Source organism: Marinobacter koreensis (genome assembly GCF_023156285.1).
GTDB lineage: Bacteria > Pseudomonadota > Gammaproteobacteria > Pseudomonadales > Oleiphilaceae > Marinobacter > Marinobacter koreensis.
Genome location: NZ_JAKZAJ010000003.1, coordinates 416,537 through 441,856 on the forward strand (window position 1 = coordinate 416,537; position 25,320 = coordinate 441,856).

The 25,320-nt window shown below is 59.6% G+C and carries 18 protein-coding genes; 12 read left to right on the forward strand and 6 right to left on the reverse strand.

The features are described 5' to 3' along the window. Positions 1-6 precede the first annotated feature (6 nt). Together MLD04_RS10195 and glgC are read right to left on the reverse strand one after the other, a co-directional pair. Positions 7-1,728 (reverse strand): glycoside hydrolase family 57 protein, encoded by a 1,722-nt coding sequence (locus MLD04_RS10195; protein WP_248157799.1) that lies wholly within the window; start codon positions 1,726-1,728, stop codon positions 7-9. Next, positions 1,718-2,983, reverse strand: a complete 1,266-nt coding sequence (gene glgC, locus MLD04_RS10200; protein ID WP_248157800.1) for a glucose-1-phosphate adenylyltransferase — start codon at positions 2,981-2,983, stop codon at positions 1,718-1,720. Before glgC ends, MLD04_RS10195 begins: the two co-directional genes overlap by 11 nt. 194 nt (positions 2,984-3,177) lie before the next feature. Between glgC and glgB the strand changes: the two genes are divergently transcribed. Genes glgB through glgP form a run of 3 tightly spaced genes read left to right on the forward strand, consistent with a single transcriptional unit; the run spans position 3,178 to position 9,112 of the window. Beyond that, entirely contained in the window at positions 3,178-5,064 is a 1,887-nt protein-coding gene (glgB, locus tag MLD04_RS10205; RefSeq protein ID WP_248157801.1) for a 1,4-alpha-glucan branching protein GlgB, read from the forward strand. Continuing rightward, on the forward strand, positions 5,061-6,518 hold the full coding sequence (gene glgA, locus MLD04_RS10210) for a glycogen synthase GlgA (protein ID WP_248157802.1): 1,458 nt from the start codon (positions 5,061-5,063) through the stop codon (positions 6,516-6,518). The genes glgB and glgA overlap by 4 nt, the downstream gene beginning before the upstream one ends. Positions 6,519-6,556: 38 nt before the next feature. Further along, complete coding sequence (gene glgP, locus MLD04_RS10215) at positions 6,557-9,112, forward strand: alpha-glucan family phosphorylase (protein ID WP_248157803.1); 2,556 nt, start codon at positions 6,557-6,559, stop codon at positions 9,110-9,112. Between the two features lie 15 nt (positions 9,113-9,127). Here the strand turns inward: glgP and MLD04_RS10220 are convergent, their stop codons facing one another. Further along, a complete protein-coding gene (locus MLD04_RS10220) occupies positions 9,128-10,306 on the reverse strand; it encodes a lysophospholipid acyltransferase family protein (protein WP_248157809.1) in 1,179 nt (392 codons plus the stop codon). 229 nt (positions 10,307-10,535) lie between these two features. On the opposite strand from MLD04_RS10220, the gene recQ reads away from it, so the two are divergent. After that, a complete protein-coding gene (recQ, locus tag MLD04_RS10225; protein WP_248157811.1) occupies positions 10,536-12,404 on the forward strand; it encodes a DNA helicase RecQ in 1,869 nt (622 codons plus the stop codon). On the opposite strand, the gene MLD04_RS10230 is transcribed toward recQ, so the two are convergent. Continuing rightward, positions 12,401-12,961: a YiiD C-terminal domain-containing protein gene (locus tag MLD04_RS10230; RefSeq protein WP_248157813.1), complete on the reverse strand. Its 561-nt coding sequence runs from the start codon at positions 12,959-12,961 to the stop codon at positions 12,401-12,403. The genes recQ and MLD04_RS10230 overlap by 4 nt on opposite strands. Positions 12,962-13,119: 158 nt before the next feature. On the opposite strand from MLD04_RS10230, the gene MLD04_RS10235 reads away from it, so the two are divergent. Then, complete coding sequence (locus MLD04_RS10235; protein WP_248157814.1) at positions 13,120-14,037, forward strand: hypothetical protein; 918 nt, start codon at positions 13,120-13,122, stop codon at positions 14,035-14,037. A 5-nt stretch (positions 14,038-14,042) separates the two neighbouring features. Here the strand turns inward: MLD04_RS10235 and MLD04_RS10240 are convergent, their stop codons facing one another. Then, positions 14,043-15,929: a methyl-accepting chemotaxis protein gene (locus tag MLD04_RS10240; RefSeq protein WP_248157815.1), complete on the reverse strand. Its 1,887-nt coding sequence runs from the start codon at positions 15,927-15,929 to the stop codon at positions 14,043-14,045. A gap of 195 nt (positions 15,930-16,124) precedes the next feature. On the opposite strand from MLD04_RS10240, the gene MLD04_RS10245 reads away from it, so the two are divergent. From MLD04_RS10245 to selD, 4 genes are all read left to right on the forward strand, one after another. Beyond that, positions 16,125-17,654 (forward strand): bifunctional GNAT family N-acetyltransferase/carbon-nitrogen hydrolase family protein, encoded by a 1,530-nt coding sequence (locus MLD04_RS10245; RefSeq protein ID WP_248157816.1) that lies wholly within the window; start codon positions 16,125-16,127, stop codon positions 17,652-17,654. A gap of 167 nt (positions 17,655-17,821) precedes the next feature. Further along, a complete protein-coding gene (locus tag MLD04_RS10250; protein ID WP_248157817.1) occupies positions 17,822-18,220 on the forward strand; it encodes a hypothetical protein in 399 nt (132 codons plus the stop codon). 39 nt (positions 18,221-18,259) lie between these two features. Then, on the forward strand, positions 18,260-18,871 hold the full coding sequence (locus tag MLD04_RS10255; protein ID WP_248157818.1) for a helix-hairpin-helix domain-containing protein: 612 nt from the start codon (positions 18,260-18,262) through the stop codon (positions 18,869-18,871). Continuing rightward, complete coding sequence (gene selD, locus MLD04_RS10260) at positions 18,871-21,147, forward strand: selenide, water dikinase SelD (protein WP_248157823.1); 2,277 nt, start codon at positions 18,871-18,873, stop codon at positions 21,145-21,147. The genes MLD04_RS10255 and selD overlap by 1 nt, the downstream gene beginning before the upstream one ends. On the opposite strand, the gene senB is transcribed toward selD, so the two are convergent. Further along, positions 21,131-22,123, reverse strand: a complete 993-nt coding sequence (gene senB / locus MLD04_RS10265) for a selenoneine biosynthesis selenosugar synthase SenB (protein WP_248157825.1) — start codon at positions 22,121-22,123, stop codon at positions 21,131-21,133. The genes selD and senB overlap by 17 nt on opposite strands. A 110-nt stretch (positions 22,124-22,233) precedes the next feature. On the opposite strand from senB, the gene MLD04_RS10270 reads away from it, so the two are divergent. The 3 genes from MLD04_RS10270 to MLD04_RS10280 are packed head-to-tail and all read left to right on the forward strand — an operon-like array spanning position 22,234 to position 25,243. Further along, entirely contained in the window at positions 22,234-23,109 is an 876-nt protein-coding gene (locus tag MLD04_RS10270; RefSeq protein ID WP_248157827.1) for a putative selenate ABC transporter substrate-binding protein, read from the forward strand. Beyond that, positions 23,109-23,759, forward strand: a complete 651-nt coding sequence (locus MLD04_RS10275) for a phosphonate ABC transporter ATP-binding protein (RefSeq protein ID WP_248157829.1) — start codon at positions 23,109-23,111, stop codon at positions 23,757-23,759. The genes MLD04_RS10270 and MLD04_RS10275 overlap by 1 nt, the downstream gene beginning before the upstream one ends. 17 nt (positions 23,760-23,776) lie before the next feature. After that, a complete protein-coding gene (locus MLD04_RS10280; RefSeq protein ID WP_248157831.1) occupies positions 23,777-25,243 on the forward strand; it encodes a PhnE/PtxC family ABC transporter permease in 1,467 nt (488 codons plus the stop codon). The last annotated feature ends 77 nt before the right edge of the window (positions 25,244-25,320 follow it).

A 25,320-nucleotide genomic window follows, 5' to 3' on the forward strand; every position in this document is an offset into this window, starting at 1 on the left:
TTTGCCTCACTTTCCTTCTTCATGACCGGGCCGCATCGCCCCGCCGCGCGCAGGTTCCCCGCCGCCCTGGCTCAACTGCTGGAAAACCGATGACGGTGGTTCGAACTCAATCAGTTCGTAGAGATTAACGAGATGCCGCCGGTACAGATGCTCAAAATCCGAAACGATCTGGGCAGGGTTGTAGTCGCCAAACCACCAGAACCAGTCGGATCCCTCACAGAGGGCCAGCTGCTTTCTGGCGGCCTCTTTACGGTCTGCATTCAGGCGCCCGTTATCCATCGCCCGGTCGTAGTGTCCCTTGGCCTCACACAACAAATCCCAGGCGCGGTTCTTGTCCGGATCGCCGATCCAGGTCGAGAACGTGCCATAGATCCAGCTACCGGCTACCAGATGGGGCAACGCAACCGGGTCGCACACCGGCTCATCCACCAGATCCCGATAGGTGGTCAGACGCAGGCGTGGATGGTCTTCCAGAACCTCATAGAGCTCATCCAGGAAGTGGATGCCGTTTTCAGGGTAATATTCCCAGGCATTTTCCCCATCCAGGATGACCGAAATCACCGGAACGGCCTTGCCCTTGCCTGCGCGAGCGATGTTTTCCATGTGATGAACGAGGTCCCCGACAGCGTCTTGCGCATGCCAATCGGCATAGGTAAAGCCGATCAGATCCGACAGTCCGTCGTCCCGGAAAAAGACGTTCAGCCCGGAGTCTCCGAACCGATACGGTTTGTGGATGTCGTTATCCCCGACCGGCTCCCCTGCGTCACGTGCCTGATTCAGACTGTTGTGGATGACCGAATCGCCACTGGCCGTCCACTTGAAACCATGCTGTTCCAGATGAGAAAGGGTTGCCTGGCTAAGCGCGCCCTCGGATGCCCAACATCCGGCCGGCTCGATACCGAAAAAGCGCTGAAACACGCGCCGGGCCTGATCCAGCTGCCAGCTCGCCCTCAGCTCACCGCCGGGATAGTGTTTGTGTGCCGGAAGCGGAATATCCGGCATCGCCTCCCTCGCAGAGCCGAGATCAAGCAACAGCGGCAGAATGGGGTGGGTATAGGGGCTGACGGACAGCTCCACGTTGCCCCGGTTGGCGAGATTCCGATAACGGGGACCAATACCCGCCATCACCTCGAAAATAACATCCAGCAAGGCCCGCCGATCATCCATCGAAAACCCGGCCCCCTTCTCCTGGAGGCTCTGGACACAATGATTCTGCTTGCGGACCGTCTCCCCCATCCAGCCCAGGTGGTACCAGACGAGCAGATCCCGCAAAAGTCCCTTGGACAGGTACCGCTGGATTTCGGGTCGGGAACGATACAGCTCAGCCAGTTCGGCGAGGCGGGCATAGGCCGGAAACCGCTTGATGATGCGGTCAGCGTTGGCCCTGAGTGCCTTGTTCATCAGGTCCAGGAACGCCGGCGTTCCGGTTTCCGGAAGCTCTTCGGAGACCAGCGCGGCCAGCAACGGGTCGCCCAGTTCACCCACGCCGTGTCGCCAACGCTCGATCTGAACCAGGTATTCCTCAATCTGCTCCAACAATATGGGCGCAAAATTCACCACAGCGCGGGCATTGGGATGAGCTTCCAGATGGCCCGCCATATCGCTGTAATCTTTGATTGCGTGAAGGTAGACCCAGGGAAAAAGAAACTGCCCGGTCTTCACATCCTGATAGCCGGGCTGGTGCATGTGCCAGCACAACACCACCGGCGTTCTGTTATCAGAGGCCATGGGGATAATCCTGCCCGAGCATCTCGGGCGTCACCAGAACAACGCCCTTGGGCGACACGTGGAACCGTTTACGATCCTCAGCCTCGTCGACGCCAATGTTCGTGCCTGCCGGTATCCGGCAGCCGCGATCGATGACGGCCCGGTTTATCCGGCAATTGCGGCCAATATCGACATCCGGAAAGATGACCGAATCCGTGACTTCGCTGAAGGAATGGACCTGCACCTGGGAAAACAGCAGGGAATGACGCACCAGCGCGCCCGACACAATGCAGCCCCCGGCAACCATGGAGTCCACGGCAGTGCCTCGCCGGTTTTCATCATCGAAGACGAATTTGGCCGGAGGGAGCTGCTCCTGGTAGGTCCATATCGGCCAGTCCGAATCGTAGAGATTGAGTTCCGGGCTCACACCAATCAGCTCCAGGTTGGCCTGCCAGAGCGCGTCAATCGTACCGACGTCGCGCCAGTAAGCGGACTTCCCCGCAACCGGGTCCTTGAAGGGAAAGGCCATGACCCGCAGGCGGTTGATCACCGACGGTATGATGTCCTTGCCAAAATCGTGGGAGGACTCGGCCTGGGCCTGATGGTCCCGGATCAATTCGTCGAACAGCACGTGCGTGCTGAAGACGTAGATTCCCATGGAAGCGAGTGCCTTGCCGGGCTGGTCGGGAATCGGTTTCGGATGCTCGGGCTTCTCCTCGAATTCGCGGATCCGGAGGTCCTCGTCGACAGCCATCACCCCGAAGCCCTTCGCGTCTTCCACGGGGACTTCGATGCATCCCACGGTGATGTCCGCCTCGCTTTCCACGTGGGCCGCGAGCATGGTGCCGTAGTCCATCTTGTAAATATGGTCGCCGGCAAGAATAAGAACATACTCCGGCCGATGGCTCCGGATGATGTCGAGATTCTGCAGAACCGCGTCAGCGGTACCCTCATACCACGAGGTTTCAATTCTCTGCTGCGCAGGGAGCAGTTCGACGAATTCGTCCAGCTCGCCCCGCAGGAACCCCCAGCCCCGCTGGATGTGCCGGATCAGGGAGTGGGATTTGTACTGGGTAACCACCCCAACCTGACCGATGCCGGAATTGATGCAGTTGGACAGGGGAAAATCGATGATGCGGAATTTGCCACCGAAAGGCACGGCTGGTTTCGCCCGCCATTTGGTGAGATCGTGGAGGCGCGAACCGCGACCTCCGGCAAGAACCAGCGCCAGAGTCTGGCGGGTAAGACGACTGACAAAACGCTTTGCCGTATGCATGGGTCCATCCCTGCAAAACAGTGAAATAACGCGTACCGTTGTTGGCCGGAAAACCCGGTACCGAACGGTTTCAGGCTGTCGAAATAATATTAGAACAGTAGCATGTAATTATGACCTAGAATTGTTACAGATCACTTTTTAACCGCCTGTGATAGCGTTCAATAACGATCATCGTTTCGGGAAAAGCACGGACTATGGACAGCCCCACGCTCAGCGATTTCGACCTGTATCTTTTTGGGGAGGGTCGTCACTGGCATATCTACAACGTGCTCGGCGCCCACCCGTGCCGACAACAGGGTACCGAGGGTGTTCGCTTTGCCGTCTGGGCACCCAACGCCAGGAGCGTCAGCGTCGTTGGTGATTTCAACGGCTGGTCGCCGGGCCGGCACCCCATGGCCGCCCATGACAGCTCCGGCGTCTGGAGTCTCTTCGTGCCCGGGATTGCCGCCGGCACCCTGTACAAATTTGCCATCGTAACCCGGTCAGGCCGTGAAATTCTCAAAACCGACCCCTACGGCCAACAATTCGAACTCCGGCCGTCCAATGCAGCCATCGTCGTCCAGCGCGGCACCTTCAGCTGGGGCGATGGTGAATGGCTGGCTCGCCGCAGTCGCTGGTCCTGGTCCGAAGCGCCGGTTTCGGTGTATGAGGTGCATGCCGCCTCCTGGCAGCATCATGGTGCCGGTCGCTGGCTAAGCTATCGGGAACTGGCTGCTCAACTGATTCCCTACGTGCTGGAAATGGGATTCACCCACATCGAACTGTTGCCGGTGACGGAACATCCGCTCGATGAATCCTGGGGCTACCAGACCACCGGGTATTACGCACCGACCAGTCGCTTCGGAAACCCGGATGACTTCCGGTTTTTCGTCGACCAATGCCACCAGAACGGCATCGGTGTGATTCTCGACTGGGTACCCGGCCACTTCCCGGAGGATGAGTACGCCTTGGCCCGCTTTGACGGCACCGCGCTGTACGAGCACGAGGATCCCCGGCGAGGCCAGCACAAGGAATGGGGCACGCTGATCTACAACTACAGTCGCCACGAGGTTCGCAATTTCCTGATTGGCAGTGCCCTGTTCTGGCTGGACACCTTCCATCTGGATGGGTTGCGGGTGGACGCCGTTGCTTCCATGCTTTACCTGAATTATTCCCGGGAAGACGGCGAGTGGCTGCCCAACGTGCATGGCGGGCATGAAAACCTGGAGGCCATCGACTTCCTCCGGACCCTCAACCAGGTCTGCCAGAGCCGGTTTCCCGGCATACTGATGGTGGCGGAGGAATCCACCTCCTGGCCGCAGGTCACGCGACCACCGGAAGTGGGTGGACTCGGATTCAACCTGAAATGGAACATGGGGTGGATGCACGACACACTGGATTATCTGCACCAGGACCCGGTCTATCGGCAATTCCATCACGACAAACTGACCTTTGGCCTGCTGTATGCGTTCTCCGAGAACTTCATGCTGCCCCTTTCCCACGATGAGGTCGTCCATGGCAAGGCCAGCCTGTTCCACAAGATGCCCGGAGACGACTGGCAACAGCGGGCCAACCTTCGCCTGCTCTTCGCCTTTCAGTACACCTACCCCGGCTCGAAGCTGCTGTTCATGGGCGGTGAATTTGGCCAGCGACGGGAATGGAGTGAATCCCGGGAACTGGACTGGGAGCTTCTTCAGTACCCCGAGCACGCCGGCATCCGGACATTGATCCGGGATCTCAACGGGCTGTATCGGCGGGAACCGTCTTTGCATCGGCGGGACTACCAGAGGGACGGATTCGAATGGATCGACTGCCACGACACCCATCAGTCGGTCATCAGCTTCCTTCGTCGAGACGGCAATGACGTAACGGTGGTTGTCATCAATTTCACCCCGATCCCCCGCTACGGCTATCGAATTGGCGTGCCCTCGGGAGGTCACTGGGTAGAGGTCCTCAACACCGACTCGGAATACTATGGTGGTAGTAATGTGGGGAATCCCCTCGGCCTGGATGCGTCCGAAAACTCGTGGATGGGGCGCCCCTTCTCCGTGGACCTGACCTTGCCACCGCTGGCGGCCATCGTATTGAGGCCTGCACCATGACGCGAGTGCTCTTCGTCACCAGTGAGGTCTACCCGGTGATCAAAACGGGCGGTCTGGCCGACGTTTCAGCCAGCCTGCCGGAAGCGCTGTGTCGCCAGTGCCACGATGTCCATATTCTGTTGCCGGGTTACCCTGCTGCCATGAAGGCGGCCCGCGCTAGTGGTTCGCGGCGCCAGGCGCGCCTGGTGATCGGCCAGTACAGCGTCGCATTGTGGCGAACCCGTCTGCCCGGCACCTCCGTCACGCTCTGGCTGGTCGACTGCCCCGGGCTGTTCGATCGCCCCGGCAACCCCTATCAGAATGAGGAAGGTGAAGACTGGTGGGATAACGCTCATCGGTATCAACTGTTCTGTCGGGTGGCTGCCATGATGGCCACGGGGCAGGCCGGGCTTCGTTGGACGCCCGACATCGTTCATTGCAACGACTGGCAGTCGGGGCTGGTACCGGTCTTTCTGGAACCGGCTCCCAACCGTCCCCCTGTGGTTTTCACCATTCACAACCTCGCCTATCAGGGCCTGTTTTCCCATGACACCTTTCGAGCCCTGGGGCTGCCCGACAGCCTCTGGCGCTTTGATCGGCTGGAGTTCCACGGCCAGCTGTCCTTCATCAAGGGCGGCCTGGTCTACGCCGATCGAATAACCACGGTCAGCCCCGGGTACGCCGCAGAGATTCAGACACCGGGTTTCGGTTACGGGCTTGAAGGACTGCTCCAGTACCGGTCTGAACATCTTTCCGGCATTCTCAATGGCATCGACACAAAACTCTGGAATCCGGCGACCGATCAATATCTGGACTGCCATTACGATGCAGATACGCTGGCATCAAAACAGGAGTGCAAGGCGGCCCTTCAGAAGCAGTTGGGACTGGTTCCCGGCGACGCGCCACTGTTAGGTTCCATTGGCCGCCTGGTCGAACAGAAGGGGATTGACTGGTTGCTGGACGCCCTGCCCCCGCTGTTACAGCAGGGCTGCCAGTTCGCCATCCTCGGCTCTGGCGAAATTCGCTACACAGAACCTCTGCGCGCCCTGGCAAAGACGCACCCGGGGCAACTGTCACTGACCATCGGATATGACGAGCCCCTCGCCCACAGGATCACCGCCGGCAGCGACCTGTTTCTCATGCCCTCGCGCTTTGAGCCCTGTGGCCTGAACCAGATGTACAGCCTCAGGTACGGGACCGTTCCAGTGGTGCACCGGGTCGGCGGGCTCGGAGATACCGTTCTGGATCCCGATCAGGTCGGGCACAGCCAGGCCAATGGATTCAGCTTTTACGAGCCAACCGGCGGGGCGTTCCGGACGTCGGTCGAAAGAGCACTGGAATGCCGGCAACAGCGCAAACGGTGGCGCCAACTGCAGAGTAATGGCATGGCCGGGGAATATTCCTGGAAAGAACGGGCACGGGAATACGGCAAACTCTACCAAACCTTACTCGAAGAACGCTGTCTAACGCGCTGAACAGGCCGTTCACGATTGCCATACAGGAGGCAATAGCAATGGACAAAGCAACCCGGTTCCGACTGGAAGCCAGACCCCGTATCCCGGATTCACTGGAGCGATTGCATGAACTCGCCAACGACCTGTTCTACAGCTGGGACCACGGTGTCCGGAACCTGTTTGCCCGGATCGATCAGCCCCTTTGGCAAAAAGTGGAGCACAACCCCAAACTGTTCCTGCGGCGGGTTGCCCAGGAGCGTCTGGACGAAGCCTCCCAGGACAGGGCCTTCCTCGCCGAGTATCGTCGCGTACTGAGCAACTACGACGCCTACTGCGAATCCGAACCCGTTCCCGAAGTCACCGAATACCTTGATCCGGACAAATATCGGGTTGCCTATTTCTGTGCCGAGTTCGGGTTACATGAGAGTTTTCCGATATATTCGGGCGGTCTAGGGATCCTGGCAGGCGATCACTGCAAGGCAGCCAGCGACCTTGGTTTACCGTTCGTCGCCGTCGGCCTGTTGTACCAGCAGGGATACTTCATTCAATCCATCGACGCCCAGGGCCATCAGATAGCCCGGTACCAATCCCATACCAGCGACGAGCTGCCGATCACGCCGGTTATGCAGGACGGCGCCGTTCTGAAGGTCTCGGTTCCCTTCCCGGGCCGAATGCTCACCGCACGAGTCTGGCAGGCGCGGATTGGACACATACGCCTTTACCTGCTCGACAGTCACACCGAGGAAAACACGGCCGAGGACCGGGAGCTGACCCTCCAGCTCTACGGCGGTGACGAGAACACGCGTATCCAGCAGGAAATGCTGCTCGGCATTGGCGGAACACGGGTTCTGGATGCCCTGGGGATTGAACCCACCGCCTGGCATATCAACGAAGGCCACGCGGCATTCCAGATACTCGAACGCTGTCGACAGACGATGGGCAAGCATGACCTACCCTTTGAAGCGGCCTTCGAAGCAGTGGCCGCATCCACGCTCTTTACCACCCATACACCAGTCCCGGCCGGTCACGACATTTTTCCCAAGGGCCTGGTAGAGCATGCACTGAGTCCGTACCTGGAGCAGTCGGGGCTGAATTTCGATCAGATCTTCGCACTGGGGAGCAAGGACGGTGGTGAAAGCTTCAATATGACCAGCCTCGGGTTGCGGGGATCCCGGTTCCACAATGGCGTCAGCCGCATCCACGGAGGCGTCGCGTCCGTCATGGAAGGCGACATCTGGCCACAGATTCCAGCGGCCGAAAATCCCATTGGCTACATCACCAACGGTGTCCACGTGCCGACCTTCCTGGCGCCGGAATGGGCCAGCCTGTTCGACATTCAGTCGCCCACCTGGCGCTCGGAACTCAGAGACCCGGAATACTGGGATTTTATCGACCAGATCCCCGATTACCATTACTGGAGTGTCCATAAAGCCCTCAAGCAACAGATGGGAGAGTTTGTGGTCGAGCAGCTTCGTCGCCAGCACGAGCGCAACGGTACCGGACACTCAGTGACCGAACGGATGACCCGGCAACTGGTGTCTCCGGACAAGGACACCCTGATCATCGGTTTTGCCCGCCGTTTCGCGACCTACAAGCGGGCAACGCTGATATTCTCGGACCTCGACCGGCTGGAACGGATGCTGACTGATCCCGAGCGCCCGGCCATTCTCATCTTCGCCGGCAAGGCCCATCCCCGGGACAACCCCGGCCAGCACCTGATCAAGGTGATCCACGATCTGTCCATGCGCCCTGCCCTGATGGGCCACGTATTGTTGCTGGAAGACTATGACCAGGCCATGGCCCGATACCTGGTGTCGGGCGTGGATGTCTGGCTGAACAACCCGGAATATCCGAAGGAAGCCAGCGGGACGTCCGGAGAAAAGGCCGCGCTTAACGGTGCACTGAACCTCAGCGTCCTTGATGGCTGGTGGGGGGAAGGCTACGACGGCGAGAACGGCTGGGCCATCACACCCCGGGACACCAGGCTCGATCCGGAATTCCGCAACCTTGAGGAGTCCCGCGACCTTCTGGACCTGCTGGAATTCGAAATCATCCCGCTCTACTACGATCGGGCCTCCCAGGGCTACTCCAAAGGCTGGGTAAAGCGCTCCAAGGCGTCCATGAAAACCATTACGCCACGCTTCAATGCCCAGCGGATGGTGATGGATTACGTGGAACGCTATTACCACCCGGCCTCAGTGCAGGGAGCGCGCCTGATGGCAAACAAGGCCCGCGAAGCGAGGGAACTGGCCCAATGGAAGGCGAAGGTGCGCGAGGCCTGGTCCGGTGTCTCCATGTCCGTGGTCGGCTGTGTGGACGCCCAGTGCGCCTACGATGAAACCGTCGAACTGAGGGTTGAAGTGGTACTGAACGGGCTGGCCGCCGAAGACGTGCGAATCGAGTGCCTGGTGACGCCGGATTGCACCGGCAGCCATGAGGCATCGGGCCCCAACCGCTTTATCCTCGAAAAGGAAGGTGAGCAGGATGGGCGAACCCTGTTTTCGGCACAGGTTCCGCCGCCGTATCCCGGATTGCAGACCCTGCGCCTGAGAATGTATCCCTATCACCCGGCGCTCACCCATCTCCTTGAGATGGGCAGCATGTTATGGGTGTAGGAATACAGACAGGAGTCAGCCCTCGTTAGCCTCCAGCGAGGTAACGACCGGATTGGCATACATATCCAGTAGATAGGGCCGAATCGCCGGGTCACAGGCTTCGAGCCGGCGTTCCATTTCGGCCTCTGCCGCCGCGATATCCGCCGGTGACCAGGTGTCTGCGGTCACCACCGCGTCGGTCACTGCCTCCGGCGTGTCATGCGCCCCGGGATGCAGGCCGCGCTGCTGGTAAGCAACAAGATTGGACGCATGCAGGTGGTAATTCGCGTGCATTTCGCGATCAATCAATGCGGACATGGCCTTGGGATTGTCCGGAGCGTCCTGGATCGGCGCGCCGAAGTGCACGTGCACATGCCCCTTGAACCCGGTGAGGCCCCGGACGATCTGCTCACTGTCCTCACCTTCGGTCTTGGTGTAGGTGCCTGTCCGGGCACGGGTTTCGAGCTCCCGGGCCTTGTCCACATCACAGGGATCGTATTCGTAGGAAATCGCCACCGGCACAATATGCAGCCGGTTCATCGCCTCGTCGAAACCCAGCCCGCTTTTCTTCCGGCTCATGTAGAACATCTTGATGATCGCCGGATCCGTCCGGTCGATGCCGTCCTTCGCCCGCCCCTCACGCTGGGCAATCCAGATACTGTGATTGGTATCGATGCTGTGGTTGATAAAACCCGACAGCGTGAGATAGGCATCCCGCATCTCGCGGGGGCTGGTTATATTCCGCCGGACCACGAAGCTTTTGTTCAGCCGCATCATCTCCGCGAACACCCGGTTCTGCAGGAGGTTGTCGCCAATCGCAATACGCGTGGTGTGGAAACCGTTCTGGAAAAGCAGGTAATTGACCACCATCGGATCGAAAACGATGTCCCGGTGGTTCGAGATGAACAGGTAGGCGCCCCTCTTGTCCAGACGATCCAGACCGCTGTGAGTGACCCTGGTCGTGGTGCCTTCAACCAGCTCGCCGACGTATGTCGACAGCTTCGCCTGGAGATCATCAACACGGGTGAACTGGCCGAACTGGCGAATCAACCAATGGCGGACAAACACCCGGAGCATTGCCGGTGTCCAGCGAGAAAGCGTGGGTGATTTGAAGCGGCCGACCATGTCCAGAAATTCCCGGTCATTGACCAGACGATGAATCGCCGGAGCCGTTTCTTCGTCCGAATACGGACGGATGGCATCAAATTCCTGCATTGAAACCCTGTTATTGTGGCTGTTGCGGGGAGTGCCCCCGGATTATGAATCAAACATCACCGCGTTGCTAAAGCCGCGCTATTGTAGCGTTTATCCCGCGGATTTGCCTCACCCGAAAGCCGGGTTGACCAATCGGCGCGTCTATTCTGATATCATGCGCCACGCGTTCGGGATGCCGCCTCCCGACAAAGAATTCCCCTCTCTCCCTGGAAACGATGCTCGGTTAGCCATGTACCCTGATCAGGACTTCGAACAGCTTGCCAAAGAACGCCCCACCCTGGCCAGGACGTCGCCTCAACAGGTTCTGCAGGAGGTGTTCGGCTATGAATCATTCCGGCCACTGCAGGGAGAGATCGTCGAGGAAGTCATCAACGGGGGCGATGCCCTTGTCCTGATGCCTACCGGCGGCGGGAAATCGCTCTGCTATCAGGTGCCGGCGCTGGTCCGGCCCGGTACCGCCATCGTCATTTCTCCACTGATCGCGCTGATGCAGGATCAGGTAGCAGCCCTCAAGGAACTGGGTGTCCGCGCGGCTTTTCTCAATTCCACCATGGACTTCGAGCAGGCCCGGAGCACCGAATACGCCCTGACAACCGGCGAACTCGACTTGCTGTATTGCGCCCCCGAGCGACTGATCCAGCCCCGGACACTCGATTTATTGCACGGCGCGCCCATAGCCCTGTTTGCCATCGATGAAGCCCATTGCGTCTCCCAGTGGGGCCACGATTTCCGATCGGACTATCTCCAGCTCTCCATGCTGGCCGAGGCCTTTCCGAATGTACCCCGGATTGCGCTGACAGCAACCGCCGATGAACGGACCCGGGCTGAAATTGCCGACCGGCTGTCGCTCAACAACGCGCGGCACTTCGTGAGCGGCTTCGACCGCCCCAATATCCAGTACCGGATTGCTCCGAAGACCAACGCCAACAAGCAACTGCTCGATTTCATCAAAACCGAGCACGATGGCGACTGCGGGATTGTCTATTGCCTGTCGAGAAACAAAGTGGAAGCAACCGCGCGGATGCTCGGCCAGAATGGCCTGACGGCGCTCCCCTATCACGCCGGACTGGACCCGGCACAACGGGCGGAACACCAGGAACGTTTCCTTCGCGAGGATGGCGTTATCATCGTCGCCACCATCGCATTCGGAATGGGTATCGATAAACCGGATGTGCGTTTCGTTGCCCACCTGGATCTCCCCAAAAGCCTCGAAGCCTATTATCAGGAGACCGGTCGGGCCGGCCGGGATGGCAACCCGTCCACTGCCTGGATGGTGTACGGCCTGCAGGATGTCATCAAGCTCCGGCAGATGCTCGAGGGCTCCCAGGGAAGCGACCATTTCAAACGCGTCGAACGCCAGAAACTCGATGCCATGCTCGGCCTGTGCGAGGTCACCGGTTGTCGAAGGCAGGTACTGCTGGAATATTTCGGCGATACCCTCGAAGCACCTTGCGGCAACTGCGATACCTGCCTGAATCCCCCAGAGACCTGGGACGGAACGGTGGCAGTCCAGAAAGCGCTGTCCTGCGTCTTCCGGACCGGGCAGCGGTACGGTGTGACCTACCTGATCGACGTCCTGCGTGGTGCCGAAAACGAACGAATTCGTCAGGCCGGTCACCATGCCGTTTCCACCTACGGCATCGGGACGGAACTAACGGCCAACGAATGGAAATCGGTATTCCGGCAGCTGGTGGCGAACGGGTATCTCCGGGCTGACCCGGACGGTTTCGGCTCGCTTCAACTGACCGAACGCTGTCGCCCCCTGTTGAAGGGCGAGAACAGTATCCTGCTTCGCAAGGACCCGGTGGCACGTCGGAGTTCCGGCCGGAAGGCCGGAGGCAGCCGGACACGGCCTGTGATTGGCGATGATATCAACCAGGCGGCCTGGGACCATCTGCGCGCCTGCCGGAAAGCCCTGGCGGATCAGCAGGGTGTGCCGCCCTATGTGATCTTCCACGACGCGACACTGTATGAAATGCTCAAACGGCTCCCCCGCACCCGGGAGGAGCTGGGAGAGATAACCGGCGTCGGCGCGGCGAAGCTGGAAAAGTACGGTGAGACCTTTCTGCAAGCCCTCGCCGAAGCCGCCAGTCTCTAGGCGGGCTTTTCCCCTGAGAACCCCTTCTTGCGGACGCGGTAGTGGGCAATGGAGGTGGCCACCTGCTCGCCGGCCTTGTCTGTCAGCACGCCCTCGAGGGTAAATTTCGCGCGCCCGGTCGTATCCGCATCGTGCTGGATCGAGGCCACCTGCTCGGGACTGAGCGAAAATTCTACCGTGACATCGGAATTGGCCGGCTGGAGGAACTGCAGCGTCATTTCCTTGAGAATTGGCGTGTAAGACGGCCCCAGGTCAAACAGCGTGAGCACACCGCCCGGGATTTCCGCCACCAGGAAATACGCGCCTGCGTACAGGCTTCCAAAGTGGTTCTTGTTGCCTTTCAATCGGATACTGGCCCGCACATAGCCCGGCCGGACTTCCTCGACCCGGAAGCCATTGCGGGGTGCGAACGGAATGGATAATCCCACCAGTCGATTGACCGCCGCATAGCCACTGGTTTTCTTCAGCCAGGCCAGCGGATGGGCCAGTGTTGCCCGGGGATCCGCGGACGCAACCCACTGCCCGGTCGCGCCAACAATGTTATCGATCAGTGCCATGTGTTTGTGTCCTGTCCCTATCGGTGTTGGCGATGATTGCAATCTCCCCGGTCACCGGCAAGCATCTTTTACAGTTTTTTAGATACCGTCCGGTTTTTCCCAGGCAGGTTGGTCTACAGTAGACTCAGTTGATCAACATTGAGAGAAGGAACTCGTTGGTGTCGTGCACCCGCATTCTCGCCCTGCTGTCCTGCTGGGCTCTTGTTGGCTGGCCCGCAGCGGGGTCAGCTGATCCGAGCCGGTACGTGGCGCCTGAAACCCACGGCTACGTCCTGTGGTATCGAAACTACGACAGTTCTGCCATCCGCGCCCTGGTCACCCTGGCTCTGAAAAAGACCCCGGAATATGGCCCGTTTCGCCTGATTCGCAGCGAGGAACTCAGCCAGGGGCGGGCACTTCGGGAGCTCGCTGACGATCATACAAGGCTTGTCGACATCGTGAATGTGGCCACATCGCAGGAACGCGAAACGCAGCTCACTGCGATCCCGATTCCCATAGATGGCGGACTTCTGGGGCTTCGTGTATGCGTGGTAACACCGGACAAACTGCCACTGTTTCAGGGTATACGCACTCTCGACGATATCAGGAAAAGAAACATCCGGATTGGCCAGGGCGCACACTGGCCGGATACGCAGATCCTCAGGGGAAACGGAATCTCCGTAGTCACCCACTCGCGCTATGAAATCCTGTTCGGGATGCTCCGCAACGACCGGTTCGACTGCTTCGCCCGTGGCGTCAGTGAAGTGCTCTACGACCTGGGTATTGAGAGGGATCCCAACCTGGTGGTGGAGCCCAACCTCCTGCTCGCCTACCCCATGCCGTCCTACCTGTTTGTTGGCCCGAGACAGCACGAAATCGCCCAGCGCCTTCAACTTGGCCTGGAACGCGCCATCGAGGATGGCAGTTTTGGCAACTACCTGGCGACTTACTACGGTACGGCGGTCGAAGCCCTGCGCCTGCGCCAACGCACTGTGATACGGCTGCAGAACCCCGACCTGACGGAGGAATCCCGGCTCATCGGGCGGAAAACGTTCCGGAACCTCAAGCGGCGGCTGGACTTCCTTTCCAGCCACTAGCCAGGTCAGACCCGGAATCTGGAGACGTTCTGCTGCAGGCTGTGGCCAATGGTTTCGATGTGTCCACTGTAGACGTCATTCTCACTGGCCGCGGCGGCGGCTTCCTGACCCTGATCCGCAATCCGGTTAATGGAGGCATTCAGCTCTTCGGTCACTGAGGTCTGCTCCTCCGAGGCGGTGGCAATCTGCGACGTCATCTGGCTGATGGAGGTGATCGCTTCGGCAATCCGGTTGAGTGCCTCCATCGCATCCTGGGCCTTCTCCATACTGACGTTCGATACGGCCGTGGACGCTTTCATCACGTCGACAGCGTCGTTTGCGCCTTTCTGCAGACGCTCGATCATGTTGTTGATTTCCTCGGTACTGCTCTGGGTCCGTTGCGCCAGGTTTCGGACTTCGTCGGCAACCACCGCAAAACCGCGGCCGGCCTCTCCCGCCCGTGCGGCCTCGATGGCAGCATTGAGCGCCAGCAAATTGGTCTGCTCCGCGATACCCTGAATCACTTCCAGAACCGAGGTGATGGAGGTTACATCCCGTCCCAGCGTATCGATTACTTCGGCAGCCGCATTCACTTCCGTCGCCAGTTTCTGCACCGCATCCCGTGATGCTGCCACAGTCTCCAGCGAGGCCCGGCTGTCTTCGTCGGCGGTGTTGGCCGCGTCGGCCGTTTGCTGGGCATTCTGGGCAATCTCGTTGGCCGCAGCCGACATCTCGTTGATGGCCGTCGCCACCATGTCGATCTCCGACTGCTGCTGCTCAACACTGTTGCGACTGGCCCCTGCGGTCGTCTTCAAGGACACGACGTTGCTGGCCAGCTCCTCGCTGCCCTGCTGAACATCCCGCACCACGTTCCGGATGTTCTCCACGAACCGATTGAAACTGCGCGCCAGCTCTCCAAACTCGTCGTGGCTGCTGTCATCCAGCCGCTGGGTCAGATCGGCGTCGCCGGAACTGATGTCAGCCATTGCCTGGTTCAGCCGGCGCACCGGCGCCATCAGGGCCTTGATACCCAGATGCAGAATCACCAACGCAATCAGCAGGCCAATCGCTGCCATGATCAACCCGGTGACTCGGGCGTTTCTTACCGGTGCCTGAATCTTGTCCCGGTTCACGAAGGTGCCCAGATACCAGTCGACACCGCGGGCATCGGCAATCGGGTGGAAACTGACCTCCCAATCGGCTTCATCCGTCTTATAATCGATGGCACTGCCGTCCAGCTTCGGTTCACTGCCTATCAGGGCACTGATATTCTTGCCAATCAGTTCCTGATCCGGATGGAAAAGCACCGTGCCATCCTTGCTGATCAGGGCCGCATAGCCGGTGTTCGCCAGTGTGACTGTGGACAGCGTCTTCTCGATGGCACCCAACGTGATGTCAGCACCCACCACGCCTTTATAACTCCCGCTGGCCACCGGTGCCATGGTGGAAATAATGGTCTCACCGGAACTGGCATCCCGGTAGGGTGCAGTGAACGACGCCTGCCCCAGTTCAACACCCTTTTTATACCAGGGGCGTTTACGGGGATCGTAGTCAGCCGGCAGTGTGGCGTTGTCTTTCTCCGTCTTCATCAGCATGTAGCCATCCGCCCTGCCAACGTACACATCCTTGAAACCGCCACTGCGGGTGATGGCCATGAGGATGTTTCTGGCCGCCGGATCGGATTCGACGCCCTCAAGGGCTTTGGCGGTCGCTTCCGTCATTCCCAGTCGGGTATTGAGCCATTGCGCGATACTGGACGTACTCTGGTTCACCGTATCGTCCACAAGTGCAGTAACGTAAGTGTCGGTGGTGTTCCTGAGCCGGTAATCGCCCGACAGGGTGAAAGCCCCCATCGCCAGGAGCAACAGAATGCCAAAAGCAATCAGAAGTTTCTGACCAAATGACAGGTTCACAGGTAGATCCTCGTTCAGCCAAAACGCGGGGAAGATATCGTTTCCAGAAATGCGTAACGTGGTACAAACTTGATATCCGTTAATTCATGTTTCGGCCCGGACTGCGAACTCTTGAGCACCATCTGTTAAACTTTTCGGAAAACGCACAAATCCGGACTCCGAGCAATCCACTATCTTCGACTGGAGCTGCACCGAATGCCCCCTGAAGAACTGCATCTCAATCTCCGCAATCTCACACTGGACGATTATGGTCAGCTCCAGGAGCTGATGGACCGGGTCTACGACGACATCGGCGGAGCCTGGCCCAAGGAGACCATCAAGGCGCTGGTCGAGCAGTTCCCGGACGGGCAGATCTGCATAGAGGACAACGGCCATCTCGTTGCGGTCGCGCTGACGGTGTGCGTGAAGTACGAGCGGTTCAGCAACCCGCACACCTATGACGACCTGATCCTGCGGAACGAAAAGATCTGGCACAACGCCAACGGCGACTCGCTGTACGGTCTGGACGTGTTCATTCATCCGGATTACCGGGGCTACCGGCTCGGTCGCCGGCTTTACGAAGCCCGTAAGGAACTGTGCCGTTCCATGAACCTGCGGGCGATCCTCGCCGGCGGGCGCATTCCCAGTTACCACAAGTACAAGGATCAGTACTCGCCAGCCGAATACATTCAGCGTGTGGACCGGAAAGAGATCTACGATCCGATCCTGACCTTCCAGCTGTCCAACGATTTCCAGGTGACCCGGTTGATGCACAAGTATCTGCCGGAAGACGAGAAATCCATGGGCTACGCCACCCTGCTGGAATGGCGGAACATTTTGTATACCCCGCCCTCGCCGGTTCTCAGCGTGCGCAAGACCCAGGTACGTATGGGCGCCGTGCAGTGGCAGATGCGGGAATTCTCGTCCGTCGAAGAGGTGCTCGAGCAAGTGGAGTACTTTGTTGACGCCCTGTCCGACTACAAGAGTGACTTCGCCCTCTTCCCGGAATTTTTCAACGCACCCCTGATGGGCCTGACCGACCAGATGGACCAGACCAGGGCCATCCGCTTCCTGGCGGGCTTTACCGAGCAGTTCCGGGATCAGATGTCCGAGATGGCGGTCAGCTACAACATCAACATCATCACCGGCTCCATGCCGTTGCTGGAAAACGATCGCCTGTTCAACGTGTCCTACCTGTGCCATCGGGATGGGCGTGTGGATGAGCAGCGCAAGATCCACATCACCCCCCACGAACGCCGGGACTGGGTGATCGAGGGCGGCAATCATTTCGAGGTGTTCGATACCGACGCCGGTCGGGTGGCCATCCTGATCTGTTACGACATCGAGTTTCCGGAGCTGGGCCGGATCGCCGCCGAGCAGGACGTCGATATCATCTGCGTTCCCTTCTGGACCGACACCAAGAACGGTTACCTGCGGGTACGCCACTGTGCGCAGGCCCGGGCGATCGAAAACGAGTGCTATGTGGTGATCACCGGCAGCGTGGGTAACCTCCCGAAAGTGGAGAACCTGGACGTTCAGTATGCCCAGTCATCGGTATTCTCCCCGTCGGACTTTGCCTTCCCGCACGATGCCGTGATGGCCGAAACCACACCCAACACGGAGATGATCATGTTCTCCGATATGGACCTGGAGAAGCTCAAGCTGGTTCGGAACGAGGGTTCGGTCAACAACCTGAAGGATCGCCGCGTGGACATGTACCATGTCGGACTGAAACAAACGCGGTAAATCAATTGGCCCGCTTGCACTATTGATGAACCGTGTTAGCCCTATACCGTAGATAACTGACTGGATTGCCATTGCCCGGATCAGCGTCTATTGTTTAACCAATGTCCAATCCGTCTGTCCATCAGGCGGATCGCAGTGGATACGGAAATCACCAGAGATCAGAATTCATGAACGAAGCACTACCGGACCTTACCGCCCGCTTTCGGATCAAGCGCGGACTGTTTCGCAGGGAGACCGTGGAGGCCTCGCTGTTTGAACTGGACAGTTATGGTTGCGTGCTGAAAACCGACAAGGTTTTCAAGCCGGGTGACAACCTGGTGCTGGATCTTGTGATGGATATGCCGTTCGACAAGATTCGTGCGGATGGCATTCCCGCGCTGGTTACTGAACGTAGAAAGCACTGTAGCAATTTCTTCTATTCCATTGATTTTCAGGAATTTGAAGACGGATCTCCGTTGCAGGATAAGCTCGCAAGAATCCGGGAGGTGCTGTCACGCAAGCTGACACTCAAATCCCGCCGCGTTTCGTCATCAGGCCCCCTGTCGGGGTTCCGGCAAATGGCCTGACCGCTCTGCCCGTTTCAATCATTCCCAAGGAGAAATTTCATGGCGAAGAAAGCCAAACCGAGCGTCGACAAGATCGTCAAGAAGGTTAACAAGGAATTCGAGAAGACATCCTCCCAGATCGAAGGACTGGTGAACGATGCCCTCAAACAGTTCGACAGCCTTCAGTCCCAGATCGAGGAGCCGGTTCGCAAGCTGCTCAAGGAAGTGAACGATCTCCGTGAGCGGGAAATGCAGCGCTTCAACGAAGAATTCGAGCGTCGCCTGAACGAATTCCACGAATTGCAGAGCAGCATACTGGAACGCCTCGGTATCGCGGCTAAGGAAGCCGGTACGGACGTCAAGAAACTGACCGACGAAGTCAGCAAGGAAGCCAGCACCGCTGCCAAAAAGGCAGCTCCGAAAGCCAAACCGAAGACCGCGCCCAAGCGCCCTGCTTCAACGGCCAAAAAGGCGGCCAAACCCGTCGACAAGTCCGACCTCACGAAGGTCAAGGGCATCGGTCCGGCCACCGCCAAGAAAATGAAAGCGGCGGGCATTACCTCGATTGAGCAGATTGCCAATCCGTCCGCGGATGACAAGGAAAAGCTCAAGGCGTTCAAGAGCCTTAAAGGCTACGACCAGCTCTCTGTCGAGGCCAAGAAAGTACTCTGATGCAAACGCCTGACCAGCCTGTATTACGGGACATTGTCCTGGTTGGCGGCGGGCACAGTCACGTCGGGGTTCTGAAGCGGTTCGCCATGAACCCTGTCCCCGGCGTGCGCCTGACCCTTATCTGCCGCGACACCCACACCCCCTACTCCGGAATGCTGCCCGGCTACGTAGCGGGCCATTACAGCTACGACGACGTGCACATCGATCTGAGCCGTCTGGCGGAATACGCCGGCGCCCGGTTTTACCGGGACGAAGCCATGGGCATCGATCGTGACCGTCAGCGTATCCACTGCCGCAACCGGCCCGACGTTCCCTATGACATCCTGTCGATCAACATCGGATCGTCTCCACGGGTCAGCGATGTGGAGGGTGCGGAGGCACATGCGGTACCGGTCAAGCCGATCAACGGCTTCAACCTGCGCTGGCTGTCCCTGCTGAACCGGATTGAAGGACACGAAGGGCCGCTCACCATTGCGACGGTCGGTGCCGGGGCCGGCGGGGTCGAGCTGACCCTGGCCATGCAGTTCCGACTGAGAAACGAACTGGAAAAGCGCGGCAAAGACCCGGACCAGCTGCATTTTCACCTTTTCGACGCCGCCCACGAAATCCTGCCCACGCACAACGAGCGGGTACGGGCAATTTTCCAGGAGAAGCTTGCCCAGCGAGGCGTCCAGGTACACCTCGGATCCGCCGTTTCGAAGGTGGAGGCCGGCATTCTGACCGACGGATCCGGACAACGTTTCGAGGCGGACGAAGTGCTCTGGGTAACCCGGGCAGGTGGCCCGAAATGGCTGGAGGACACCGGACTGGCGCTGGATGACGGGCGATTCATCCGGGTCCGGGATACGCTCCAGAGCGAAACGGACGACAATATTTTCGCGGCCGGCGATATTGCCAATGTTGTGAATCATCCCCGGGAAAAGGCCGGCGTTTTCGCGGTCCGTCAGGGCCCGCCCCTGGCCGACAACCTGAAACGGCTGGCCACCGGCAAGGCCACCCGCAATTTCTACCCGCAGAAGAAGTGGCTTGCCCTGATCAGCACCGGCGACCAGTACGCGGTGGCGTCACGGGGAGACACCGAGTTCCATGGCCGCTGGGTGTGGCGCTGGAAAGACTGGATTGATCGCAGGTTCATGCGCAAATTCAGCGACCTTCCGGCGATGGAGGACACCGCCGATCTGCCGGATACCGCAGCGGCACAGAGTTCAGAGGAAGCCGCCCAGGCGATTTCCGCCGTTGCCATGCGCTGTGGCGGCTGTGGCGCCAAAGTGGGCAGCACGGTTCTGTCGCGCGCACTGAGTGAACTCAAACCCATTGAGCGGGATGACATCCTGATCGGTCTTCATGCGCCGGATGACGCTGCTGTCCTGACCGTTCCGCCCGGTAAGGCCGTGGTGCATACGGTCGATTTCTTCCGGGCGTTTATCGACGATCCCTACGTGTTCGGCAAGGTCGCGGCCAACCACAGTCTCGGCGACGTCTTTGCCATGGGCGCCGAGGCGCAGAGCGCCACCGCCGTGGCGACCGTTCCCTACGGCATCGAATCCAAGGTGGAGGACACCGTCTTCCAGATGATGTCGGGTGCTGTCGAGGTCCTGAACGAAGCCGGCTGTGCCCTGGTTGGCGGACACACCGGTGAAGGCAAGGAACTCGCCCTGGGCTTTGCGGTGAACGGGCTGATTGATCCCGAAGAGGTCATGAGCAAGGGCGGCCTGCGCGCCGGTGACGTGTTGATCCTGACCAAGCCCATCGGCACCGGCACCCTGTTTGCCGCCCACGCACGCATGGCCGCCAAGGGACGCTGGATCGACGCCGCCCTCGCTTCAATGATGCATTCCAACAAACTCGCCGCCGAGTGCCTGCGCCGGTTTGGCTCCAGGGCCTGCACGGATGTCACCGGCTTTGGCCTGTTGGGACACCTGGTGGAGATGACGCGTCCATCGGGTGTGGATGCGGAACTGGATCTGTCCCGGATTCCGATACTGCCGGGTGCGGAAGAAACCGTGGCCGAAGGCATCCTCAGTTCATTGCAGCCGGCAAACGTCCGCTTGCGCCGCGGTATCCGGGATCAGGAAAAGTGGGTGAACCACCCGAGGTATCCGCTGATTTTCGACCCGCAGACCGCCGGCGGATTGCTGGCAAGTGTCACGGCAGAAGACGCCGAGGCGTGTGTGCGGGAACTCAAATCCCTGGGATATTTGCACACAGCCGTCATCGGTCGTGTCACCGCGCAGGATGAGACCGGGCCCATCGAGCCGATTACCCTTCGGGATTGATTCCCTGAGTTGAAGAGCCGCGCTCTACCGCCATGGCCAGCGCCTGCTCGAGGCTCTTTCGCTCCATCTCCGGCGTGAACCTCGGTGCGAGCCGGTTCACCTGTTGGCTGAGCCGGTCCAGAAAGGCCGGATCGGTTTCTGCCCGCCAGAGCAGGTTTGCCAGGGCAGCCTCGTCGCCGACCGGGAAATAGCCTTCGTAGCCGTCACCCAGCAAACCCCGGTTGCCCGGAATATCACTGGCAACAATCGGTACCCCGGCCCGACAGGCTTCGGACACCACATTCGCCCCGCCTTCCATGACGGAGCTGATCACCATCAGATGGCTGCCAGTCAGCAACGTGGCCGTGTCTGCCTCACCGAGCTCTCCGACCCACTGGAAACGATCGTTTTCCGCCACTTCGGCTGCCACCGCAGCCTGCCACTGCTCGTTATGCGGCTTTCCGGCACAAACCACCCGAATTCGTGATGCCGGCGGCATTTTCCGCGCGGCCCTTGCAGCCCGAAGCGAGTCTTTTTCGTCCCGCAAATGACCAATCACGCACACCTGGAAGGCCTCGGATGGCGGCTCTGACCGCCGGGTAGGCAATGCCGCTGACTGGTAAAGCGTCACCAGGCGACCACGCAGATGCGTGGGGATATCCTGTCCCACCCGGTCATGGAGTCCGATCAGCACAGTCGCCGCCTCCATCGAGGCCAGCGTGTCCGCAGGGTAGCGGGCCTGGTGTTGATAGACATCGGTACCGGTCAGCACCACAATAACAGGCACATTGGGCCAGTCTGAACGGAAGTCGGCAATGGCCTCCCGGCTTCGCCAGGCATGCAGTGCTATAAGCAGATCGCAGGCCTCACCGCGGTACTCGGTAATCACCTGCACATCGTGACCCGCCGTCCCGAGCAGTCGCTGCCAGCGTTCGGCGGTCGCTCGATTTCCGGCCCTCGAGCCGCGCAGTGCTGGTGTGATGATCAGGATGTTCATAACAGGGGCTTCTGAGCCAATAAAGAGCCTCAATCGTATAGCTGTTCAGAGTTCGGGTAAATCAGGGTATCCTGACGCCCACGCAATCCCCTCCACAACAAGGATTTATTATGGCTACCAGCTTTATACGGAAATTGGTTGTTTCCAGCCTTCTGTTCTTCAGCGCATCCGTCGCAACCGCTCAAACCTTCGTGTTCACGGCCATACCGGACGAAGACGAAACCAAACTCGTTGAGCGTTTCCAGGGCGTGGCCGACTACCTGTCTGAACAGCTGGACGTGGATGTCCGCTATATTCCCGTCAAGTCCTACGCCGCAGCCATTACCGCATTCCGCAACAACCAGGTCCAGCTGGCGTGGTTCGGTGGTCTGTCCGGTGTCCAGGCGCGCAAACTGGTACCGGGTTCCGAAGCACTGGCCCAGGGCGTCGAAGACAAGGCCTTCGAAACCTACTTCATCGCCAACACCAGCACAGGCATTGAGCCGGCGGACAACCTCGCCGACCTGGCTGACGAGCTGCGCGGCAAGACCTTCACTTTCGGTTCCAAAGGCTCTACCTCTGGCCGACTGATGCCCGAATACCACATTCGCGAAGCCTTCGGCGAAGCACCTGAAGACGTATTCTCACGGGTAGGTTTCAGTGGTAACCACACCCGGACGCTTCGCCTTGTGGAAGCGGGTACCTACCAGGTGGGCGCCCTGAACTTCCAGGTCTGGAAAAAGGAAATGGATGACGGAAACATCGATACCGATGCCGTTCGCGTGATCTGGAAAACACCGCCCTTCCCCGACTACCAGTGGACCATTCGTGGCGACGTTAACGACCGTTTCGGCGACGGATTCAAGGAAAAAGTGAAGCAGGCGCTGCTGAACCTGAAGGATCCGAAGCTGCTTGAAAGCTTCCCCCGCTCCGGATTCATCCCGGTGTCGAACGACGCCTACGAGCCCATCCGCAAAACCGCAGAAGAGATCGGAATCCTCGATTAATGTCTGCATTCGAAGTCTCGGGGCTGACGGCCTCGTTCGGAGGAGAGCGTGTTCTCGGACCGCTCTCCCTTAGCGTTGACAAGGGCGACAAGGTCGCCCTTGTCGGCCGCAGCGGCGCCGGAAAATCCACACTGATCCGGTTGCTGTACCAACAGGTAGGGCAGCAGGCTTCCCTGGTCCCCCAGGACCTGGGCCTGGTGAACGCCCTGCCCGTATTCCACAATGTGTTCATGGGACAACTCGACCGGCACTCCACGTGGTATAACGGCTGGACACTGATTCGTCCGTTCGCCGCCGATCAGTCCGTGGTGAGTCAGCTGCTCGGTGAGCTTGGTATGGCGGAAAAACTCTGGACGCCCACGGCGGCGCTGTCCGGCGGGCAACGCCAGCGAGTTGCCATTGCCCGGGCCATCTACCGGCAATCGGATCTCCTGCTGGCGGACGAGCCGGTTTCCGCCCTGGACGGTCCCAGGGCGCACCAGGTCATGGCACTGCTTCGTGACCGGTTTGCCACCAGCGTCGTTGCCATGCACGACGTGGAACTGGCGCTCGCCTACTGCACCCGGATCATCGGGATTCAGAATGGCATGGTCGCTCTCGACGAACCCAGTGAGCGGCTTGTGGCGTCCGACATCATGTCGCTTTACTGACGGTCGGGCCTGACGCCATGTTTTCCTATCCCACGGTTCGTACCAGCCTGATCTTTGTCGCCATTGCCCTGGTGAGTCTGCTGTTTTCGGACATCGCCATCACGTCCTCCAACCCCTGGCAGGATCTGGGAAACTTCTTCCTTGGCGTGGTGACCCCGAACTTTTTCAGCTCCGAAGGCCTGATGACCGCCCTGCTACGCACGGTGGCCTTTGCGTTCGTTGGGGTGGCCGTCGGCAGTGCTTCCGGATTCCTGCTGGCGCTGGTGTACCGCTTTCTGCCCGTGCGGATTTTCTGCAACTTCATCCGGGCAATCCACGAACTGTTCTGGGCACTGATCTTTCTCCAGTTCTTCGGGTTTCACCCGCTCACCGGCGTGCTGGCCATCGCCATTCCCTACGCGGGCATCTTTGCCAAGGTCTACTCCGAAATCCTGGACGAGGCGGACCCCGAGCCGCGCAACCTGCTGCCACCGGGCACCGGGGTTATCTCGGCTTTCCTGTTTGCACGCATCCCGGACTGCTGGCACCAGATCCGCACCTACACCGCCTACCGGCTCGAATGCGGCCTCCGCTCCAGCGCCATACTGGGCTTTGTGGGCCTGCCGACCCTGGGCTTCTACCTGGAAGCCTCCTTTTCCCAGGGGCTCTATTCCGACGCCGGCGCCATGCTCATCCTGTTCTACGTGCTGATCGCCACCATTCCCATCTGGGTACGCCCGAAACTGCTGCCCATCTATGTGCTCTCGGCACCGTTCTTCCTGGGGGAAGGCCTGCCGATTGTCTGGGGCAATGTGGCGCGGTTCTTCACCCAGGACATTGTTCCCGCGCCGCTGCGCAATGGCGAGGGTCTGGCCGGCCTCGGGCCCTGGCTGAATGATCTGATGGTAAACGCGGCATTGCCGGGGATCTGGAACACGGTGATCCTCACCCAGATTGCCCTGGTTGCCACCGGCATTCTGGCCCTGCTGGCCTTCCCCCTGGTGTCCAACCATTTCGGCGGGCCCATCCGACGCACCTTCGGCCACGTCTTCCTGGTGATTGCCCGTTCCACGCCGGAATACGTACTGGCGTACATTCTGCTCCAGTTGTGGGGGCCGTCCATGCTGCCGGCTGTGGTTGCCCTGGCCTTGCACAACGGGGGCATCATCGGCCACCTGATTGGTCGTCAGACCAACAGCATCCGCCTGCGCCCGGATGCCCCCAAAGGCTTCAACCGCTATACCTGGGAGCTGACGCCCCGGGTCTACCGTTCGTTCCTGGCCTTCCTGTTCTATCGGTGGGAAATCATCATGCGGGAAACCGCGATCCTGGGCATCCTGGGGATTTACACCCTTGGCTTCTACGTCGACAGCGCCATCCAGAACATCCACTTTGACCGGGCGCTGGTGCTGATCCTGATCACCGCACTGCTGAACATCGGCATCGACACCCTTGGCCGTTACATTCGCCGCAAGCTCGCCCTCCAAACCATGCCGACCTGCTAGGCCGCACCGAGAGCGCCGTCACATTTTCGTCAAGTAGCACCGACCAAAATCGCAAACCCACAGTCATCGGCATTCTT

Coding starts and splice junctions, on each gene's coding strand:
- glgA (WP_248157802.1), top strand. CDS start 5,061: ATGACGCGAGTGCTCTTCGTCACCAGTGAGGTCTACCCGGTGATCAAA.
- MLD04_RS10255 (WP_248157818.1), top strand. CDS start 18,260: ATGGCGAAGAAAGCCAAACCGAGCGTCGACAAGATCGTCAAGAAGGTT.
- recQ (WP_248157811.1), top strand. CDS start 10,536: ATGTACCCTGATCAGGACTTCGAACAGCTTGCCAAAGAACGCCCCACC.
- selD (WP_248157823.1), top strand. CDS start 18,871: ATGCAAACGCCTGACCAGCCTGTATTACGGGACATTGTCCTGGTTGGC.
- glgB (WP_248157801.1), top strand. CDS start 3,178: ATGGACAGCCCCACGCTCAGCGATTTCGACCTGTATCTTTTTGGGGAG.
- MLD04_RS10245 (WP_248157816.1), top strand. CDS start 16,125: ATGCCCCCTGAAGAACTGCATCTCAATCTCCGCAATCTCACACTGGAC.
- MLD04_RS10250 (WP_248157817.1), top strand. CDS start 17,822: ATGAACGAAGCACTACCGGACCTTACCGCCCGCTTTCGGATCAAGCGC.
- MLD04_RS10195 (WP_248157799.1), bottom strand. CDS start 1,728: ATGGCCTCTGATAACAGAACGCCGGTGGTGTTGTGCTGGCACATGCAC.
- MLD04_RS10230 (WP_248157813.1), bottom strand. CDS start 12,961: ATGGCACTGATCGATAACATTGTTGGCGCGACCGGGCAGTGGGTTGCG.
- MLD04_RS10220 (WP_248157809.1), bottom strand. CDS start 10,306: ATGCAGGAATTTGATGCCATCCGTCCGTATTCGGACGAAGAAACGGCT.
- glgC (WP_248157800.1), bottom strand. CDS start 2,983: ATGCATACGGCAAAGCGTTTTGTCAGTCGTCTTACCCGCCAGACTCTG.
- glgP (WP_248157803.1), top strand. CDS start 6,557: ATGGACAAAGCAACCCGGTTCCGACTGGAAGCCAGACCCCGTATCCCG.
- MLD04_RS10270 (WP_248157827.1), top strand. CDS start 22,234: ATGGCTACCAGCTTTATACGGAAATTGGTTGTTTCCAGCCTTCTGTTC.
- MLD04_RS10280 (WP_248157831.1), top strand. CDS start 23,777: ATGTTTTCCTATCCCACGGTTCGTACCAGCCTGATCTTTGTCGCCATT.
- senB (WP_248157825.1), bottom strand. CDS start 22,123: ATGAACATCCTGATCATCACACCAGCACTGCGCGGCTCGAGGGCCGGA.
- MLD04_RS10275 (WP_248157829.1), top strand. CDS start 23,109: ATGTCTGCATTCGAAGTCTCGGGGCTGACGGCCTCGTTCGGAGGAGAG.